This window comes from Haladaptatus rarus (genome assembly GCF_054177585.1).
In genome coordinates this window covers 116,318-131,544 of the sequence record NZ_JBPEHG010000002.1, presented here as the reverse complement: position 1 = coordinate 131,544, position 15,227 = coordinate 116,318, and the positions used below count along the sequence as shown (strand labels likewise).

Here is a 15,227-nt window from a genome sequence, read left to right as displayed (position 1 = left end):
CGACGAGACAGAACCATGAGAATCGAAACCCGCGAATTTTCGCTCCCCCTCGAATCCCCCCTCGCTACTGCGCGAGGTACGATCGAGCACCGAGAGGGAGTGCTCGTTCGGATCGAAGTCGGCGACCATGTCGGAATCGGCGAGGCGACACCGCTACCGGGATGGACCGAATCGCTTCCAGCCTGTCAGGCCGCACTGACAGACATAGACGACCGCGAAGAAAGCCCCGAGGACTCGGAAACCGCCCTTACCGATCTCGAAGCCACCCTCGACGACCTCGAATTGACGCCCGCAGCACGTCACGCGCTCGCACTCGCACTGGCCGACGTTCGAGCGAAACGGGCCGACGAACCGCTCTATCGACAGCTCGGCGGCCCCGAACACGTCGAAGCAGTCCCCCTCAACGCGACTGTGGGTGATTGTTCGCCCGACGAGACGGTCGCAGCGGTGAACGAAGCGGTGGAAGCAGGGTTCGAATCGGTGAAGATCAAGGTCGGTGTGCGCTCGGTCACGGACGACGTGGCCCGGCTGCGAGCAGTCCGTGACGAAGTCGGCTCCAACGTGGAACTCCGCGTAGACGCGAACGGGGCGTGGTCGCTCGCGCAGGCGCGCGAAGCATTCCACAAACTCGATCCACTGCAGGTGGCCTACGTCGAACAGCCCGTCGCAGCGGACGACCTCGAAGGACTTGCCGAACTTCGTGGCCGTTCGGTTCGCGTCGCGGCTGACGAATCGATAGCCGAAAGGTCGGTCGCAGCCGTGCTCGACGCGGATGCTGCCGACGTGATCGTCTGCAAACCGATGGTGCTCGGTGGACCGGACAAAGCGGTCTCGGTCGCAAAGCAGGCCCGTGATGCGGGGGTCACCCCGGTCGTGACGACGACCATCGACGCAGTGGTCGCTCGAACGGCGGCCATCCACGTCGCGGCAGCGATTCCCGACAGACCGGCCAGTGGTCTCGCAACCGGGACGATGCTGGCCCGCGACCTCGGCCCCGACCGCGCACGAATCGTGGATGGGTCGATCAGCGTCCCACAGGAACCGGGCAACGGCATCGCCGATACGTGGGGGCAATTATGAACGGAAACGAGACGAAGACGAACGATTGGCTCGCCCACCGTGCCGCGATATCGCCAGAAAAGGCCGCTATCGTCGAAGCCGCGGACGGAACCGAGTGGACGTACGCAGACCTCGATTCGGCGGTCGAGGAGACCGCGACGAAGCTCGCCCAACTGGGTCTTCGGACGGGAGACCACCTCGGCATCCTGATGGAGACCCGGATGGCGGCGGTTCGACTCGTCCACGCAACGATGCGACTTGGCTGTGTACTCGTCCCGCTGAACGTCCGCCTCGCCACACCCGAACTCGGGCGTCAGGTCGCGGCGACCGACCTGTCGGCACTCGTCTGCGAACGAGCGACCGAGTCGGTCGCCCGCGATGCCGTCGACGACGTTCCGTTCATCTCGGTCGATTCGTCGGACTGGGCGACACTCGGTGCAGGTGGTGAAGCGGATGGGACAGATGGGGAGTCGGATTCGGCGAGTAGGGGGTCAAATATCACCAGCCCAGAGTGGTCGCGCGACGACCCGCAGGTGATGTTGTTCACGTCGGGGACGACCGGGAATCCGAAGGCGGTCGTCCTCACGATGAGGAATCTGCTGGCGAGCGCGACTGCCTCCGCGTTTCGGCTGGGCGTCCTCTCCGACGACCGCTGGCACCTCTGTCTCTCGACGTACCACATGGGCGGTCTCGCGCCACTCCTGCGTTCGACGCTGTACGGAACGACGGTCGTCGTACAGGAGGGATTCGACCCCGAAGAAACGCTGGCACAGCTTCACGAACACGAAGCGACCGGCATCTCGCTCGTTCCGACGATGCTTCGGCGACTGCTGGAGACGGGCGACCTCCCCGACTCACTGCGGTTCGTCCTCCTCGGGGGTGCGCCCGCGCGTGACGACCTCATCCGGGAGTGCGAGCGGCGGGACGTTCCAGTCTGCCCCACCTACGGGATGACCGAGACTGCGTCACAGATCGCCACTGCACGACCAGACGAGGCGTTCTCTCACGTCGGAACCGTTGGGCGGCCGCTCCTGTTCACCGCGGTCACGGTCGTTGGCGACGATAGCGACCCGGTTCAGGTGGGTGAGCCGGGCGAACTCGTCGTCTCCGGACCGGCGGTGATGGCGGGCTACTACCGGAACCCAGACGCGACCGAGGACGCATTTGGAGAGTATGGATTCCACACAGGAGACGTCGGCTACCGCGACGAAGGTGGTCGAATCTGGGTGTTGAACCGGCGCTCCGACAGAATCGTCACCGGGGGCGAAAACGTCCATCCCGGCGAAGTCATCGACGTTTTGCTCGACCATCCCGAGATTCGGGAGGTGGCAGTCGTCGGCATCGAGGACGAAAAATGGGGTGAACGAGTCGGTGCGCTCGTGGTGCCAGCAACGGACGACGTGGTGACGGTCGAATCGATTCGAACCTTCTGTGACGGTCGGCTGGCTGGCTACAAACACCCTCGCGTGGTCGAAACCACGACAGAGTTGCCGCGAACCGCGTCGGGGACGGTCGACCGCGATGCAGTGCGCGAACGACTCCGGTAACCCAGTCGCTTCCGGCTCCGCTAACCCTGCTCCCGCCTCCGGCAACCGTCTCCGGCTCCCTACCGCTTCGAATCCTCGGTCTGTATTCCGTTATGATTCCTGAACCTGGAGGTTGATAGCGCGGTCGAGGCTGAACCCATCTCTCGTGTTCACACCGACTTGCTCTCGGAATCGAACCTGCGCGTTCGAAACTGGCGAGAGTCGGCCGCGAATCTCCCCCGCCGGGTTCGACTGCGTGTGGACGTTGACGTACGCGGCACCGTTCTCGATGGCACCGACCAGTGCGTCGAGCGAGTTTCCCTCCAGCGGGCCGACGAGATCGCCCGCGAAGAACCGCCCCATCGAGAGAATCCCGTCGAACCGACCTGGAATCCGTTGTTGATCTCGCGCCTGTGGGCCGGGATACAACCACGTGACGACGGGACCGTTCTCGCCCTCAGCTCCGCGGTGGATGTGTGCCTGTGTGACCCCCTCGATTCCGGTAACGAGCAGGACGAACCGCATCCCCTGTTCTTCTCGAACGAACACCGCCGCCCCCTCGGCGTTCGTCTCGACCGATTGCGGTTGCTGATCGGCCGTCAATCGTCCCGCGCTGAACGTCTCCCCGTCCTGTGACTGTGCAGTGACCACACCTGCCCCTATACTCAGTGATGCCCCCGATTTGAGCAACGTGCGTCTATCGAGCATGTGCTGACCCCCAAAAAATGACGAGGGGTGCAATCATAAGTGGTCGGGCCGTCGGCGACGAATCCTTTTATTCGATGCGGCCATACGATTCCTCGTGTGTACACTCATCGTCGCGTGGCAGGTGTTCGACGGGACGCCAGTCGTCGCTGGCGCGAACCGAGACGAAGCGTTGTCACGACCGTCACGACCGCCTGCGGTTCTCTCCCGTGAACCCGCTATCGTCGCTCCCCGGGACGAAGAGGCAGGTGGAACGTGGATCGGCTACAACGAACGCGGCGTGTTCGTCGGGATAACGAATCGCCGTGCGGAGGTAACGGGGGAACGCTCTCGTGGGCTACTGGTTCGAGACGCACTGGGCCACGGATCGGCGGCAGACGCCCTTCAGTTCGTCGAGGATGAACTCACGGAACGACAGTTCGAAGGGTTCAACCTCTTCATCGCGGACGCTCACGAGGCGACTGTGTTGGAGTGGGACGGTATCCTCGAAGCGAAGCACCTCGAACCGGGAATTCACGTCGTCGTCAACGAGGGGTTGAACGCCGGTGCGCAGAAATCCGAACGCATTCGTTCAGCAGTCCACCCCGAACCCGGTGAGGACGTACCGCTTGGGGAGTGGTGCGAACGGATGAAGGAGGTGCTCCGCGACCACGACATCGGTGCGTGCGTCCACGGCGAAGGGTACGGGACACGCTCGTCGTCCATCGTCACCATCGACGAAGACGAGCGGGGAAGCTACGAGTTTGCCGACGGCCCCCCGTGCGAAACGAACTACCACGGCGTGGAAAGTCACCTTTAAACGCCCGCCCGTCCCTGTATGGAACATGAGCACGGCAACGTCCGAGGAAGACCTCACCGAGGACGAGTTCGCAGGACTCGAACTCGTCCGCGAGACAGGCGGTATCCACCAGAGTGATTTCTGGAAACAGCTCGACGTCTCGTCACGGAAGGGAAGCCGGATCGTCGAGTCGCTGGTCGAGAAGGAGCTCGTTCAGCGACAAGAGACCGTCTACGACGGACACAACACCTACTTCATCACTCCCGCCGCGAGGGATCTCAACTTCTCGCTGTTGATGGCGGGCGATATGCTCTCACCGTTCATCGGGGAAGAGGAGATCGACCCCGAAAGTGACGCTTTCTCGCAGTGGATCATGAACCTCGCGTACGAAGAGTAATTCGGCTGACGACCGAAGTCGACATGGGGTCAGCGCGAATCGGCACGGATCGACGCGACGATTCCCTTATCGCCCTAACTGCTCGTTCAGTCCCCACTCTTCGGCGCGGCGCTCCGCTTCGGCCCGTGCCTGCTCCTGAATCGCGGCGATCTTCTCGTCGTCTTCGAGAAACGCCTCGACCGCACTGGTCGGTTCGTCCTCTCCCTCCTCTCTTTCCAGCCACGCTTCCGGTGCACAGTCGCGCGTCCGCACAGCCAGTTCTGGGTCACCCGCTAATCGCTCCGCAGGCATCCCCGGCGGGATCCGAAGGCCGTCCACGTCGTGAACGTCGTCGAGTTCTGCTGTGGAGAGTCGGTAGAGTTCCACGTTGTAAGGGCCGGGGACTGCGAGGTCGGCCAATGCTTCGGGACCGCCACGGTCGGTTCCGGTGTGATACGCGAGCACCGGCACGCCTGCCTCGAACGTGAGCACCCCCCGTCCGTCTCCGTCGAGGAGGAGCGAATCCTGTGGCTCGAATACGGCGTACCCGGTCAATTCGCGCTCCACGACTGTCGCAAGTGCCGTCGCAGGGTCACTGACGACGCGGGAGCGAACTAGTTCACCACGTGGAAGGTTCATGGCGAATCAGGGATGACGGCACTCCGAAACCGCTCTGCGACGGCCGCCGATTCACCCGCTTGAACGTCGAGCGCGGTGGCCGCGTCACGGTACGCTCGTGCCGCCGCGCTCTCGGGCGCGTGCGCGAGAAGTGGTTTTCCCGCCTGTCGTGCCGCACGCGCCGCGTCGTCGTCGGGAACTGCGGCGAGCGTCGGGCCGTCGAAGTAGCGTTCGCTCTTCTCCGAGACCACCGCCACGTCCTCGTCGTCGTGTACTTTGTTGAACAGGACTCCTGCCGTTCCCGTCCCGTACGACCGGGCGTACTCCTGTACTTTCAACCCGTCGCTCAGCGATGGTATCGTCGGTTGGAGGACGACGACGATTCGGTCGGCGAGGACGACGGGGAGGATGGCGCTCTTGCTGCCGAGGGTCGCGGGCGAATCGAGTAAGAGCACGTCAGTCGCCGCTGCAAGTTCGGCGACGACATCCTGCAAGCGGTCGGGGTCGGCTCGCTCGAAGGCGGACAAACTCGTGCCGCAGGGGACGACCCGCATCCCGAACCGTTCGTAGACGGCGTCTTCGACCGCAGCGTCGCGCTCTTCGACGAGGAGGTCGTGGAGCGTCGTGTCCACGTCGGTGAGTCCCGCGTGAAAGAGCAGGTTTGCCATCCCCGTGTCGGCATCGACGACGGTAACGTCGTACTCTTCGGACAGAGCCATCCCGAGCGAAAGCGTGCTCGTGGTCTTTCCAGTTCCACCTTTGCCGCTCGCGACCGCAAACGCCTCGACCATCGTTCTATATTCGGTTGGTCTTCCGTTAAAAAATCACGCACTTCGCTCGTGAACGATGTCGCCATCGATCGAGTACTAAACTGTTTGGAAGCTTCGGAGATGTACAGAAACCGATATAAACGTCACATGGAGCGTCAGTGGGACCGAAAGGCAAGGAAGCCAGTCAGCCGTGGCGTTTCGTGCTGACCGGCGACAGTGTCGGGATACGCGTCGCAGTGACAGACGACGATGCAGGCAAGGTGTCGCAATGCATCGATGTGCTCTTATGCTGGTTGAGCGGCGATGACCAGTTGGAGAGCCGTTCGTTTGAATCGAACGTTAGTGCGTTTCTCGCGCATCCCAGCATCAACTACAACCCCCATTGTCTAAAAATTTACGATTCTTTTGGGCGTATGTTAAGTGGGTTAGTATCGAGACGAAATTCGATATAGTTTTCAAACAAACATGTATTAGCATACCATATGGAGTCCCCTGACAGCAGGCTGACAACGCCCCCACTCTCACGCGTACTCACTTATCCCGCCCGTGTGAAATTCCTTGCAGTGCTCGCGGATAATCCCGAGGTGAGCTTTAGTGCAACCGAGCTGACAGACCACGCAGGGACTGCACCCAGTACGTGGACGACCCACCGCGACGACCTTCTCGAACTCGAACTGGTAGAAGAGATCGAGACGGACGGCGCATATCCGGAGTACAGACTCGCCTCGACACCCCACGCGCAACTGCTCCAGCGGCTGTCCGAGGATCTGGACGCCGTCCTCTACGAACTGAACGACCCTCTCTCGGACGCGATCGGTGGTTTTGCCCAGTGAGAACATGTGACACTAATTAGTGCTATTCTTAATCTATTTACTATTATTAAATTTAGTTATGAATTATTAAAAAAATTATATTTTATGGTAGTCGCTCTGTTCACTTGCAATGTCACAGAAAGGCAAGCTGTGTGGCAAACTGGCAAAGCACCCACGAATGATCGGCGTCCTGTTCACGCTCAGCGTCGTGCTGATGCAGGCAGGAGCAGTACTCGCACAAAATGGTGCGAATAGCGGACCGTAATTATTCGACACCTGACGAGCGTAGTTCGTCACTCCAATAGAGTTCGCTTCCGACTTCGACAGGGGTAATTGCATCCGAAAGACCGTAATCAAGTTCTTCTGCAGTCAGAGACAGTGTCGTTAACGGTGCAGAGGCGATATACCGTTGGCAAGACCAATCTCGGTGGAGGTTTACGTGAGTACCGAAGCCGTGCAGGTCGTTTGGATACGTGTCGATTTCGACCTCGAATCGGTCATCACCTGTTCGCTCGACCGTGAGATGATGCGGAATTCCACTCTCACTCTGTACGAGCGTCGTCCCACCATCCCCGAGCACCGTATACTGGTAGCCGTGCATAGAGTGGCGCTGGGCGATAGACAAGCCCGTACGGAGTGAAAACCCGCAGTTCAGGAGCCGAGCCAGCGTCTTCCCGAGTTCGGTCGCCATCGGGTTGCCGACCGGCGAGAGTGTGGCGACACCACCGCGACTTCCCTTCTTGACGAGTTCGTGACCCTGTTCGTACGATGCACAGGCGTTCAGGAGGAACGCCTTCACGTTGACCTCGTCCAGTGAGCGGGCGTCGAGCGAGCCATCGGTACAGAGGAATCCCTGGTCGTCGATGTGACCGATGTAGTGGAGGAGGTCGGCCTGTCTGGCGAGCAGGTCGGTCAGTTCGTCACACGACAGGTCGTAGTGCGCTGTGACGTCGAAATCGAGCATCTCACGCACGCCGTAGAGCTCTCGGACGACGTCCTCCCCCTGCATCTGTTCGTCGTTACAGACGACGTGGATGTCGATGGTATCGGACGACGGAACACGGTCGATGCGTCGTCGAAGCGCACTCAGATCGAGTTTGTTGACCTTCAGTGGGTAGCCTGGCCCGACCCACGCCTGTTCGATGACGTTCGCCATCGAATCGACCTGAAAGATGTCGCCACGGTCGATCGAGTCCCAACTACTCGTTCCGCGTACCAGCGCGTCCGACGGTGGTGAGCGGAAGAACTCGGCCTGTGCCTCGGACATCGGTGAAACCGATTCCGGAGTCGGGCGTTCTGGAATACGAACGAGTGCGAGATCCCTGGCGAGGTACGGTGCATACTCGACGTTCTCGACCGTCGGCGTGACGTCGACCCCAAGTCGCCAGTTCGGGATATGAGGTTCGAGCGTCTCGAATGGTACCGAGAGGTGGGTTTCGAGGCGTTCCGGCAGTGACGTGTCGTACAGCACCGCGAAATCTATGTCCACGAGGGGTTCGACCTGGTTGCGCTCGTGAAGGTCGACCTTGTAGTAGCCCTCGGTTCTCGTGAGGCAGTCGAGGAAGAACGTCTGTCGAAGGACGCGACGAACCGTCGATTCGTACCCACCTCCCCCGTCGAGCGGGTACTCGAACTCGCCCGCCACGAGCCGTGGGTCGGTTCCCGGCACGACCGCTGCGCCGAGATAGTAGGCGAGCGATACCACGGGATAGACGTGCTCTCGGTCGGGTGGGACGACGAGTTCGACACCCGTCTCGGGACGTTCCATGCCGACAGGGGCCGAAAACGACTCACCGCGCTCGATAAGCGGTGGATGACCACGAAGCGTTGGAAACGACCGCTCGGGACTCGTCGTCTTCAGTGCCGACCCGAACAGCGATACGCCACGCATCACGTCGCGCACGTCGTCGGAGACGGTTATCGTTCCCGCCGGACGGTCGTGATAGGAGCGTGCCCCTACACGAACCGTCCGGCGTTCGTCGAAGTGAAACACGACCGAGGAGTCGGTGTGTTCGAGCTGGATACGACTCTCGATGGCGAGATAGAGTTTCATCGGAGCCGTACTCAACTCGACGAGATATGCGCCGGTGTCGAGGGTTCGGTCACCACCGTCTGACGTTTCGGTGACCATCGTCCCGTCCTGTCGTCGAATCGTGACCGGAACCAGTTTCGGGACTTCGAGCGTCGTCGTTTCGATGGCGACGGCAGCGTCGACGGGAAAGTAAAACGACGCCGTATCGACGGATGTCGGTCGAACCGAACTGGGCGTAAACAGGGCGAATCGGACGTTCTCGATGGGATCGTGGATATCGAGACCAGTTCGGTCTGGATGCCGCCGAAACTCCATACGAGAGTAATGTGAGTCGGCTATGATAATTCTACCCAGTGAGTCGTCTCACCGAGCGTGGAAACATGCCACCGCTGTTGTGCTCGACCAGGTCGCTTGCGGAGTTCGATACGCGCGTCGAACAGCGGTGAAAGCTCGTCCACGAGTGGATCATCATCTGGCACACGAAGATGATAATGAGCCATCCCACAGACCCCACGAACGATTGCAGTGATGCTCCGGAGGAACTGATTGCGTGAGACGAGCTCGTCGTCTCCGGCGAGCACCTCGATCGAGTCGATGCCGAGTCGGAGTTCGGCGGGGTCGAATCCGCCGACCTCGTCGTCGAAGTGACCGATAGCCGAAATCAGTTCCGAACGGAGTGTCCGTCGGTCGAACTCCGGTTGGGCGGTGCTCGCGGTTGGCTCCGTCGCCGTTGCCCGGCTGTCGATGCGGTGATCGATGATGCGGGTGTTCGGGACGTCCGGTGAAACCGGAAGATGTTCGTCCGCATCGAGCGCAGTCGGATCGGTGAGTGCGAGGATTCGGGTTCGTCGCCCCTGTCCGAAGAGCGTCCGGCTGAACGTCGCGCTCGTCTCCTTTGGCACGGCTCCAGTGACGAGGAGATTGCTGCCGTGGGATTTCAACCCAGCGAGCCACTGGGTGAACGTCACGTCCATCTCGGTCGAACCCTCGCCCGACCGACTCCGAAATTCGAGGCGAGAAGCCATTGTTAAGGCGAACGTCCTGCACTAAAATAAGGGTTCGGGTCAGTTCAGTGAATCGAACAAGTCACTTCCGGACATCTTCTCGTCGTCGTCTTCATCGACGGAAATCGTTGTCGATATATTGATACTCGTCGGCTATCCCGGTCGAGAATCGAGCCGAGTAGTTACAACGAGCTATCCGGCTACCACGTGATGATGTTCGATTCGAGATCGCGGGGGAAGTAGGTCAACATCTCCGTCCCATCCTCTGTGATGGCGACGGTGTCGGAGTGACGGTACCCGTAGGTGTCGGTGTAAAGTCCCGGTTCGATAGTGTAAACGTGGCCGGGTTCCATCTCGGCGTCACCCTCGTCCACGTGTTCTCCCCATCCCCGGTCGATGTACGGCGGTTCGTGCCCACCCATCCCGATGTTGTGACCGACGTGGTGCTGTGCGAGGTCGGTGACGCCCTGCTCTTCGAAGTAGTCCCACACCTGTTGGTCGACGTACGACAGGGAGACACCCGGCCCCAGCGCATCGATGGCGATGGTCTGTGCTTCGAGCATCAACTCGAAGTAGTGCTCCTGTTCGTCCGTCGGGTCGCCGACGAACATCGTGCGTTCCAACTCGGAGTAGTAACCATCGACGTTCGCAGTCGCTCCCGTGACGAGTACATCACCCTCCTCGATCCGGCGGTTTGCGGTGTGCCCATGCGGGAGGGCCGTCTGCGGCCCGGTGATGTACCCCGCGTGTGCAGGGCCGTCCGCTCGCGTGCGCGCGACGTACCTATCACCTAATGTGTCTAGCATGGCGCGCGAAGCGTCCATCGATGCCCGCTGGCTGACGGTTGCCGGGTGGGAACCGGGTTCGGTGTAATCGGCGAGATACTGGTGGGCGAGGTTCCCCCACTTCGCCGACTCGCGGATGAGCGCGACTTCGGCTTCCGTCTTCGCCCAGCGCATCCGACTCACCCAGTCCTGGGATTCCACTTTGACGAATTCCGAGAGCGCGGGGCCGTCGTAGCCCATCGTCCCCGGCGCACCGTCGGCGTCTGCCACAACCGTCTCCACGTCGAGACCGGAAAGCATCTCCACGGCGACCTGGATCGGCTTTCCGCCGGGGTAGTCGAAGTAGTGATGTACCGCATCGATGCGCGGATTCGGCTGGACGCGCTCGACTTCCAGTCGCGGTACCGTGATCTCGATCCGGTCGTCTGTCACGGCGAGGACGACGGGGCGTTCGGTCTGGATGTGATCGAAACCGGTGAGATACTCGATGCTCGTCGCACCGAACCAGACGCCAGCGTCCGCATCCTGTTCACGTATCTTCTCGCGCACATCGGCGAGACGGGTTTCGAACTCCGAATCGGGAACTCGTGTCGACATACAGTAGCGTTTGCAAGTCTGGCGTAAAAGCGTTCACGTGGCGGAAATGTATCCCGGGCGTCGTGGTCGAACACCCGCCGAGTTAGGGTATCACGTCCACGCGCGCACCACCAGTCGAACTGTCGATAGTGATCACATTCGAAACCGCGGTGCTCCGGGCGTATGAAATCGTAATACGTCCATAATTCGAGAGGAAGTTGGGTCTCTTTTGCGCTCGATTCAGGCGCCCTCACAGGGTGAAGTTCGCGTTTACAGATCGAGTTTCAATGGATGGCCGGAACCCGAGAATCACCACCGATGATGCGCTCGAACGATTTCAGGAAAACGACGACCGCTGTGAACCGTTTACAGTTCCAGAGATTGCCGAGATGCTGAACTGCCATCGGACCACTGCCAGAGATAAACTGGAGGATCTGGTCTTCGTAGGTGACCTCGACAGCAAGAAGACAGGTGCGAAGGGTGGTGTGTACTGGATGCTCTGTGAAGATAGCTCGTAAATCGTCGGACTCTCGTAATCGCTTCGCTCGTTCGTACAGTATCGAAAGAAGAGTCCGCCCTCCCCGATTTGAACGGGGGACAAGTCGATCTACAGTCGACTGCTCTACCAGTCTGAGCTAAGGGCGGGCACGCACTCACACCTATCCCGCTAGCGGACTTAAGAATTATTATTCGGGGCCACGCATTGGGAAGACAGAAAGGTTAAAGTATGATTGACTGTGTGTTTCGGGACACGAACATAGATCGGTGGCCGACATGAGTAAGATAACATTTCGCGCGGACGACGACCTCGTCGAGCGGATAGAATCGCTCGACGCCTCCAAGAGTGAGGTGATGCGCGAGGCACTCCGCGAGTATCTCGACGGCCACACCGCGAGTGCGGAGCGCGCCGAGGGAACCCTTGACGCGGCTGTCGCAGAGCACGTGGACGCGCTCATCGACCAGCGACTCGGCACGCGCGGGGGCAATCGCGCGCAAGACATCAACGTAAACGTCACCGTCGAAGGATCTGGCGAGGTTCGTGCGGCTGAGAACGTGCCCGAGCCGGACGACGTCTCAGAAACGAGCCGTGCCGCGCGTCGGACAACCGCCGACACACCTCAGAAAACGAACACGTGCGGACAGTGTGGCGAATCGCTCGATTCGGGACACGTCTACTGCCCGAACTGCGGTGAGAAGGCGACCCACCGTGTGTTCTGTGATTGTGGCGACGAACTTCGCTCGGACTGGGCGTTCTGCCCCGGATGCGGTCGAAGGACGCCTTCCGCAGACGTTTTAGATTCCTCGTAAAACGCTTGTTTTACAAACGCCGTTAAGTATAAATACCGTGGCTTTGTGAATACTTTTACGTAAGACGAATGTCTTACGCCAAGAACCAAACGGTCGAATTGTGGAGCCTCGACCACCGCAACGGCGTAAGACAGACGATGCGGGGCCGCCGCGTGTCGTCTTACCGATAAAAGGGGAAGCTAACTATGGAGCGCGTGACACTACGAATCCCAAAACAGCAGATCGAAGAAGTCGAACAGATGGTCGAAACCGGCGAGTTCCCGAACCGGAGCGAAGCCATCCGGGCTGCCGTCCGTGACATGCTCAACGAGCACGACGGTACGGGAACTGAGACCACGAACAAACGCACGTGGGCGAAGGTGTAAACGATGCAGGACATCGTTCAGGAAGCACTAGAGAACGCCGAATCGGAACAACGTGAGATGGACGCCGCGACGGCGAGCGACGAGTTCGGCGACCCCCGAATCGTCATCGTCGGCTGTGGTGGCGCAGGGAACAACACCATCAACCGGCTGTACAACATCGGTGTCGATGGAGCTGACACGGTCGCTATCAACACCGACAAACAACACCTGAAGATGATCGAGGCCGACACGAAGATCCTCGTCGGGAAGTCCCTGACGTCTGGCCTCGGTGCTGGCGGTGACCCACAGATGGGAGAGCGTGCCACGGAGATGGCACAGGGAACCGTCAAGGAAGTGCTCGGTGACGCCGACCTCGTCTTCGTGACCGCAGGTATGGGCGGCGGAACGGGCACTGGTGCGGCACCGGTCGTCTCGAAGATCGCCAAAGACCAGGGTGCGATCGTCGTGGGCATGGTCTCGACGCCGTTCAACGTCGAGCGCGCACGCACGGTGAAAGCGGAAGAAGGTCTCGAAAACCTTCGTAACGAGGCCGATTCCATCATCGTCCTCGACAACAACCGCCTGCTCGATTACGTCCCGAACCTGCCGATCGGCAAAGCGTTCTCGGTGATGGACCAGATCATCGCCGAGACGGTAAAAGGTATCTCGGAGACGATCACCCAGCCGAGCCTCATCAATCTCGACTACGCCGACATGACGTCCATCATGAATCAGGGCGGCGTCGCGGTGATGCTGGTCGGCGAGACGCAGGACAAGAACAAGACCGAAGAAGTGGTACGCGACGCGATGAACCACCCACTCCTCGACGTCGACTATCGCGGTGCGTCGGGCGGACTCGTCCACATCACGGGTGGGCCTGACCTCACGCTCAAAGAGGCAGAGGGGATCGCAGCGAACATCACCGAACGCCTCGATGCGAGCGCAAACGTCATCTGGGGCGCACGCATCCAGGAGAACTACAAGAGCAAGGTTCGCGTCATGGCGATCATGACCGGCGTCCAGAGCGCCCAGGTGCTCGGCCCGACGACGCAGAAACAGGCAGACCGCTCGCGCGAGAAGATGCGCGACGTCGACACACAGTCGTACGACGCCAGCAACAACGTCGACAGCGTTCAGGGTAGAACCTTCGGTACGCAGAGCGACGGTGGACGTGACGAAGTCGAGAAGAACAACGGTCTCGACGTCATCCGATAGACGGTCGAGATTCGCTGTATTACGATCTATATTTTCGCAACCAACCGAACGAGAGACATCATTCGAACGCGAGAAGATGGAATTTGCGTCTCCCGGTCTGTGCCACGACGTAGAGAACGCCGTCGTCTAACACGGGGCCGGGACCGACGCGACCGTGAAACGATCTTTCGAATCGCTTCGCCGGTCCAGTTCCCGGTATGCGTAACGACGGGGTCGGGTCGAACGCGTACAATTTGTCGCCCCCGACGAACAGGGTGTCGCGTCCGAGGGCGGGAGCAGTCCACCGCCAATCGCCAGTGTCGTATTTCCACACCTGCTCGCCGTCGTCCGGGTCGATGGCGTGCAATCCACCTGTTCCGCTCGCGTAGAGATGCTTTTTGACCGCCAGTCCCCCACTAGCCCACCCTGTCTCTGCCTTCCAGTCGATGTTCAGGCGCGGTTGATTTTCGAGCGTGATTCCGTACGTATTCCCGTCGAGACAGTTGACGTAGACGCCTTCGGTGTCGGCAGTTGGCGAAGTCTGCGGTTTCGAGGGAAGGTTCCACTCACCTGCACCAGTGCCGTCCGGTGAGAGCAAATACAGTTTTCCGGCCTCCGTGGCAACTGCGACGTAGTAGCCGAGATAAATCGCCGGCGAACCGAGTAGGTTTCCGAGCAGCCGGCGCGACCACTCAACTTCACCCGTAAACGAACTCACTCGGTGGATCGTCTCTCCAGCAGGGACGTAGAGCCATTCAGGGTCGTACATCGAGGGCGTCCGAACGAACCCGTTCTCGCCGAGTGTTTTCTCCCACTTCGTCTCACCGGTTTTCGAATCGAGCGCGAGTAATCGGTTGCTGACGCCTGCATACACGAGATCACCACGAACGAGTGGTGTGGTTTTCACGTTCGCCCTCGTCCACAGTTCGGAGCCATCCGCCGCGTCGTAAACTCGCAGTTCTCTCGGAGTCGGTTGATATACATGCCCGTCTGCGACGAGTGGTTCGTGATACGCTATCTGTGGAACCTCGACTCGCCACCGTTCAGTCACGCCATCGACCGGAGCCTTTCCGTCGGCGACTCCGCGGGTGTTGCTGGCGTTACAGCCGAAACTCGACCACTCGCCGGTAGCCCCAAAGACGTGCTTGCCGGGGTTTATCGACTGCATCGAACCGGATTTCGGCGGGTCGTCCGCCATCGTCGTACACCCGGAGATTACAGAGCTGGTTGCACCGAGAACCGAGAGAAATCGTCGTCGTGAGGGCATATCTGCCGTGTCGATACAGCAGATGATAAGTTTTCTTCACGGGCGTTTTTGGTCACGAATCCTGTCCGGCTCG

At 60.3% G+C, this 15,227-nt stretch carries 17 protein-coding genes and 1 tRNA gene; 10 read left to right on the top strand and 8 right to left on the bottom strand.

The features are described 5' to 3' along the window. Positions 1 to 15: 15 nt before the first annotated feature. Together ACR3FE_RS05785 and menE are read left to right on the top strand one after the other, a co-directional pair. On the top strand, positions 16 to 1,080 hold the full coding sequence (locus ACR3FE_RS05785; RefSeq protein WP_458206139.1) for a mandelate racemase/muconate lactonizing enzyme family protein: 1,065 nt from the start codon (positions 16 to 18) through the stop codon (positions 1,078 to 1,080). Continuing rightward, entirely contained in the window at positions 1,077 to 2,606 is a 1,530-nt protein-coding gene (gene menE, locus ACR3FE_RS05780) for an o-succinylbenzoate--CoA ligase (protein ID WP_458206138.1), read from the top strand. Before ACR3FE_RS05785 ends, menE begins: the two co-directional genes overlap by 4 nt. A gap of 90 nt (positions 2,607 to 2,696) precedes the next feature. Here the strand turns inward: menE and ACR3FE_RS05775 are convergent, their stop codons facing one another. Then, the gene (locus ACR3FE_RS05775; RefSeq protein WP_458206137.1) at positions 2,697 to 3,293 is read right to left on the bottom strand and encodes a CHRD domain-containing protein; all 597 of its coding nucleotides are present in this window, start codon (positions 3,291 to 3,293) and stop codon (positions 2,697 to 2,699) included. Positions 3,294 to 3,387: 94 nt separating this feature from the next. On the opposite strand from ACR3FE_RS05775, the gene ACR3FE_RS05770 reads away from it, so the two are divergent. Next, entirely contained in the window at positions 3,388 to 4,089 is a 702-nt protein-coding gene (locus ACR3FE_RS05770) for an NRDE family protein (protein ID WP_458206136.1), read from the top strand. Positions 4,090 to 4,114: 25 nt separating this feature from the next. Beyond that, positions 4,115 to 4,465 carry a helix-turn-helix transcriptional regulator gene (locus ACR3FE_RS05765; protein WP_458206135.1) on the top strand — a complete coding sequence of 117 codons (351 nt, stop codon included), beginning with the start codon at positions 4,115 to 4,117 and terminating at the stop codon, positions 4,463 to 4,465. A gap of 66 nt (positions 4,466 to 4,531) precedes the next feature. On the opposite strand, the gene ACR3FE_RS05760 is transcribed toward ACR3FE_RS05765, so the two are convergent. Both ACR3FE_RS05760 and ACR3FE_RS05755 read right to left on the bottom strand, forming a co-directional pair. Continuing rightward, a complete protein-coding gene (locus ACR3FE_RS05760; protein ID WP_458206134.1) occupies positions 4,532 to 5,083 on the bottom strand; it encodes a DUF8054 family protein in 552 nt (183 codons plus the stop codon). Continuing rightward, complete coding sequence (locus ACR3FE_RS05755; protein WP_458206133.1) at positions 5,080 to 5,853, bottom strand: nucleotide-binding protein; 774 nt, start codon at positions 5,851 to 5,853, stop codon at positions 5,080 to 5,082. The genes ACR3FE_RS05760 and ACR3FE_RS05755 overlap by 4 nt, the downstream gene beginning before the upstream one ends. Before the next feature lie 461 nt (positions 5,854 to 6,314). Between ACR3FE_RS05755 and ACR3FE_RS05750 the strand changes: the two genes are divergently transcribed. Both ACR3FE_RS05750 and ACR3FE_RS05745 read left to right on the top strand, forming a co-directional pair. Then, a complete protein-coding gene (locus ACR3FE_RS05750) occupies positions 6,315 to 6,665 on the top strand; it encodes a histidine kinase (RefSeq protein ID WP_458206132.1) in 351 nt (116 codons plus the stop codon). A 109-nt stretch (positions 6,666 to 6,774) separates the two neighbouring features. After that, a complete protein-coding gene (locus ACR3FE_RS05745) occupies positions 6,775 to 6,909 on the top strand; it encodes a DUF7503 family protein (protein ID WP_458206131.1) in 135 nt (44 codons plus the stop codon). On the opposite strand, the gene ACR3FE_RS05740 is transcribed toward ACR3FE_RS05745, so the two are convergent. From ACR3FE_RS05740 to ACR3FE_RS05730, 3 genes are all read right to left on the bottom strand, one after another. After that, entirely contained in the window at positions 6,910 to 8,991 is a 2,082-nt protein-coding gene (locus tag ACR3FE_RS05740; RefSeq protein WP_458206130.1) for a hypothetical protein, read from the bottom strand. 20 nt (positions 8,992 to 9,011) lie between these two features. Further along, positions 9,012 to 9,701, bottom strand: coding sequence for a DUF7504 family protein (locus ACR3FE_RS05735; RefSeq protein WP_458206129.1), 690 nt, complete (start codon positions 9,699 to 9,701; stop codon positions 9,012 to 9,014). 179 nt (positions 9,702 to 9,880) lie between these two features. Next, positions 9,881 to 11,062 carry a M24 family metallopeptidase gene (locus tag ACR3FE_RS05730; protein WP_458206128.1) on the bottom strand — a complete coding sequence of 394 codons (1,182 nt, stop codon included), beginning with the start codon at positions 11,060 to 11,062 and terminating at the stop codon, positions 9,881 to 9,883. A 266-nt stretch (positions 11,063 to 11,328) separates the two neighbouring features. Between ACR3FE_RS05730 and ACR3FE_RS05725 the strand changes: the two genes are divergently transcribed. Then, positions 11,329 to 11,559 carry a hypothetical protein gene (locus ACR3FE_RS05725; RefSeq protein ID WP_458206127.1) on the top strand — a complete coding sequence of 77 codons (231 nt, stop codon included), beginning with the start codon at positions 11,329 to 11,331 and terminating at the stop codon, positions 11,557 to 11,559. A gap of 53 nt (positions 11,560 to 11,612) precedes the next feature. Here the strand turns inward: ACR3FE_RS05725 and ACR3FE_RS05720 are convergent. Continuing rightward, positions 11,613 to 11,686, bottom strand: a tRNA-Tyr gene (locus ACR3FE_RS05720). 129 nt (positions 11,687 to 11,815) lie between these two features. Here ACR3FE_RS05720 and ACR3FE_RS05715 point away from each other — a divergent pair. The 3 genes from ACR3FE_RS05715 to ftsZ all read left to right on the top strand — a co-directional run bounded on the left by ACR3FE_RS05715 (position 11,816) and on the right by ftsZ (position 13,908). Further along, a complete protein-coding gene (locus ACR3FE_RS05715; RefSeq protein WP_458206126.1) occupies positions 11,816 to 12,349 on the top strand; it encodes a double zinc ribbon domain-containing protein in 534 nt (177 codons plus the stop codon). Between the two features lie 185 nt (positions 12,350 to 12,534). Beyond that, on the top strand, positions 12,535 to 12,714 hold the full coding sequence (locus tag ACR3FE_RS05710) for a ribbon-helix-helix domain-containing protein (protein WP_458206125.1): 180 nt from the start codon (positions 12,535 to 12,537) through the stop codon (positions 12,712 to 12,714). A gap of 3 nt (positions 12,715 to 12,717) precedes the next feature. Continuing rightward, positions 12,718 to 13,908: a cell division protein FtsZ gene (gene ftsZ, locus ACR3FE_RS05705; RefSeq protein WP_458206124.1), complete on the top strand. Its 1,191-nt coding sequence runs from the start codon at positions 12,718 to 12,720 to the stop codon at positions 13,906 to 13,908. Between the two features lie 58 nt (positions 13,909 to 13,966). On the opposite strand, the gene ACR3FE_RS05700 is transcribed toward ftsZ, so the two are convergent. Further along, the gene (locus ACR3FE_RS05700) at positions 13,967 to 15,154 is read right to left on the bottom strand and encodes an outer membrane protein assembly factor BamB family protein (RefSeq protein ID WP_458206123.1); all 1,188 of its coding nucleotides are present in this window, start codon (positions 15,152 to 15,154) and stop codon (positions 13,967 to 13,969) included. Positions 15,155 to 15,227 lie beyond the last annotated feature (73 nt).

What these genes read in the sequence shown, in the direction of transcription:
- ACR3FE_RS05765 (WP_458206135.1), top strand. Translation starts at nt 4,115, where the DNA reads ATGAGCACGGCAACGTCCGAGGAAGACCTCACCGAGGACGAGTTCGCA.
- ftsZ (WP_458206124.1), top strand. Translation starts at nt 12,718, where the DNA reads ATGCAGGACATCGTTCAGGAAGCACTAGAGAACGCCGAATCGGAACAA.
- ACR3FE_RS05760 (WP_458206134.1), bottom strand. Translation starts at nt 5,083, where the DNA reads ATGAACCTTCCACGTGGTGAACTAGTTCGCTCCCGCGTCGTCAGTGAC.
- ACR3FE_RS05755 (WP_458206133.1), bottom strand. Translation starts at nt 5,853, where the DNA reads ATGGTCGAGGCGTTTGCGGTCGCGAGCGGCAAAGGTGGAACTGGAAAG.
- ACR3FE_RS05730 (WP_458206128.1), bottom strand. Translation starts at nt 11,062, where the DNA reads ATGTCGACACGAGTTCCCGATTCGGAGTTCGAAACCCGTCTCGCCGAT.
- ACR3FE_RS05735 (WP_458206129.1), bottom strand. Translation starts at nt 9,701, where the DNA reads ATGGCTTCTCGCCTCGAATTTCGGAGTCGGTCGGGCGAGGGTTCGACC.
- ACR3FE_RS05750 (WP_458206132.1), top strand. Translation starts at nt 6,315, where the DNA reads ATGGAGTCCCCTGACAGCAGGCTGACAACGCCCCCACTCTCACGCGTA.
- ACR3FE_RS05745 (WP_458206131.1), top strand. Translation starts at nt 6,775, where the DNA reads ATGTCACAGAAAGGCAAGCTGTGTGGCAAACTGGCAAAGCACCCACGA.
- ACR3FE_RS05740 (WP_458206130.1), bottom strand. Translation starts at nt 8,991, where the DNA reads ATGGAGTTTCGGCGGCATCCAGACCGAACTGGTCTCGATATCCACGAT.
- ACR3FE_RS05710 (WP_458206125.1), top strand. Translation starts at nt 12,535, where the DNA reads ATGGAGCGCGTGACACTACGAATCCCAAAACAGCAGATCGAAGAAGTC.
- ACR3FE_RS05785 (WP_458206139.1), top strand. Translation starts at nt 16, where the DNA reads ATGAGAATCGAAACCCGCGAATTTTCGCTCCCCCTCGAATCCCCCCTC.
- ACR3FE_RS05715 (WP_458206126.1), top strand. Translation starts at nt 11,816, where the DNA reads ATGAGTAAGATAACATTTCGCGCGGACGACGACCTCGTCGAGCGGATA.
- ACR3FE_RS05775 (WP_458206137.1), bottom strand. Translation starts at nt 3,293, where the DNA reads ATGCTCGATAGACGCACGTTGCTCAAATCGGGGGCATCACTGAGTATA.
- menE (WP_458206138.1), top strand. Translation starts at nt 1,077, where the DNA reads ATGAACGGAAACGAGACGAAGACGAACGATTGGCTCGCCCACCGTGCC.
- ACR3FE_RS05700 (WP_458206123.1), bottom strand. Translation starts at nt 15,154, where the DNA reads ATGCCCTCACGACGACGATTTCTCTCGGTTCTCGGTGCAACCAGCTCT.
- ACR3FE_RS05725 (WP_458206127.1), top strand. Translation starts at nt 11,329, where the DNA reads ATGGATGGCCGGAACCCGAGAATCACCACCGATGATGCGCTCGAACGA.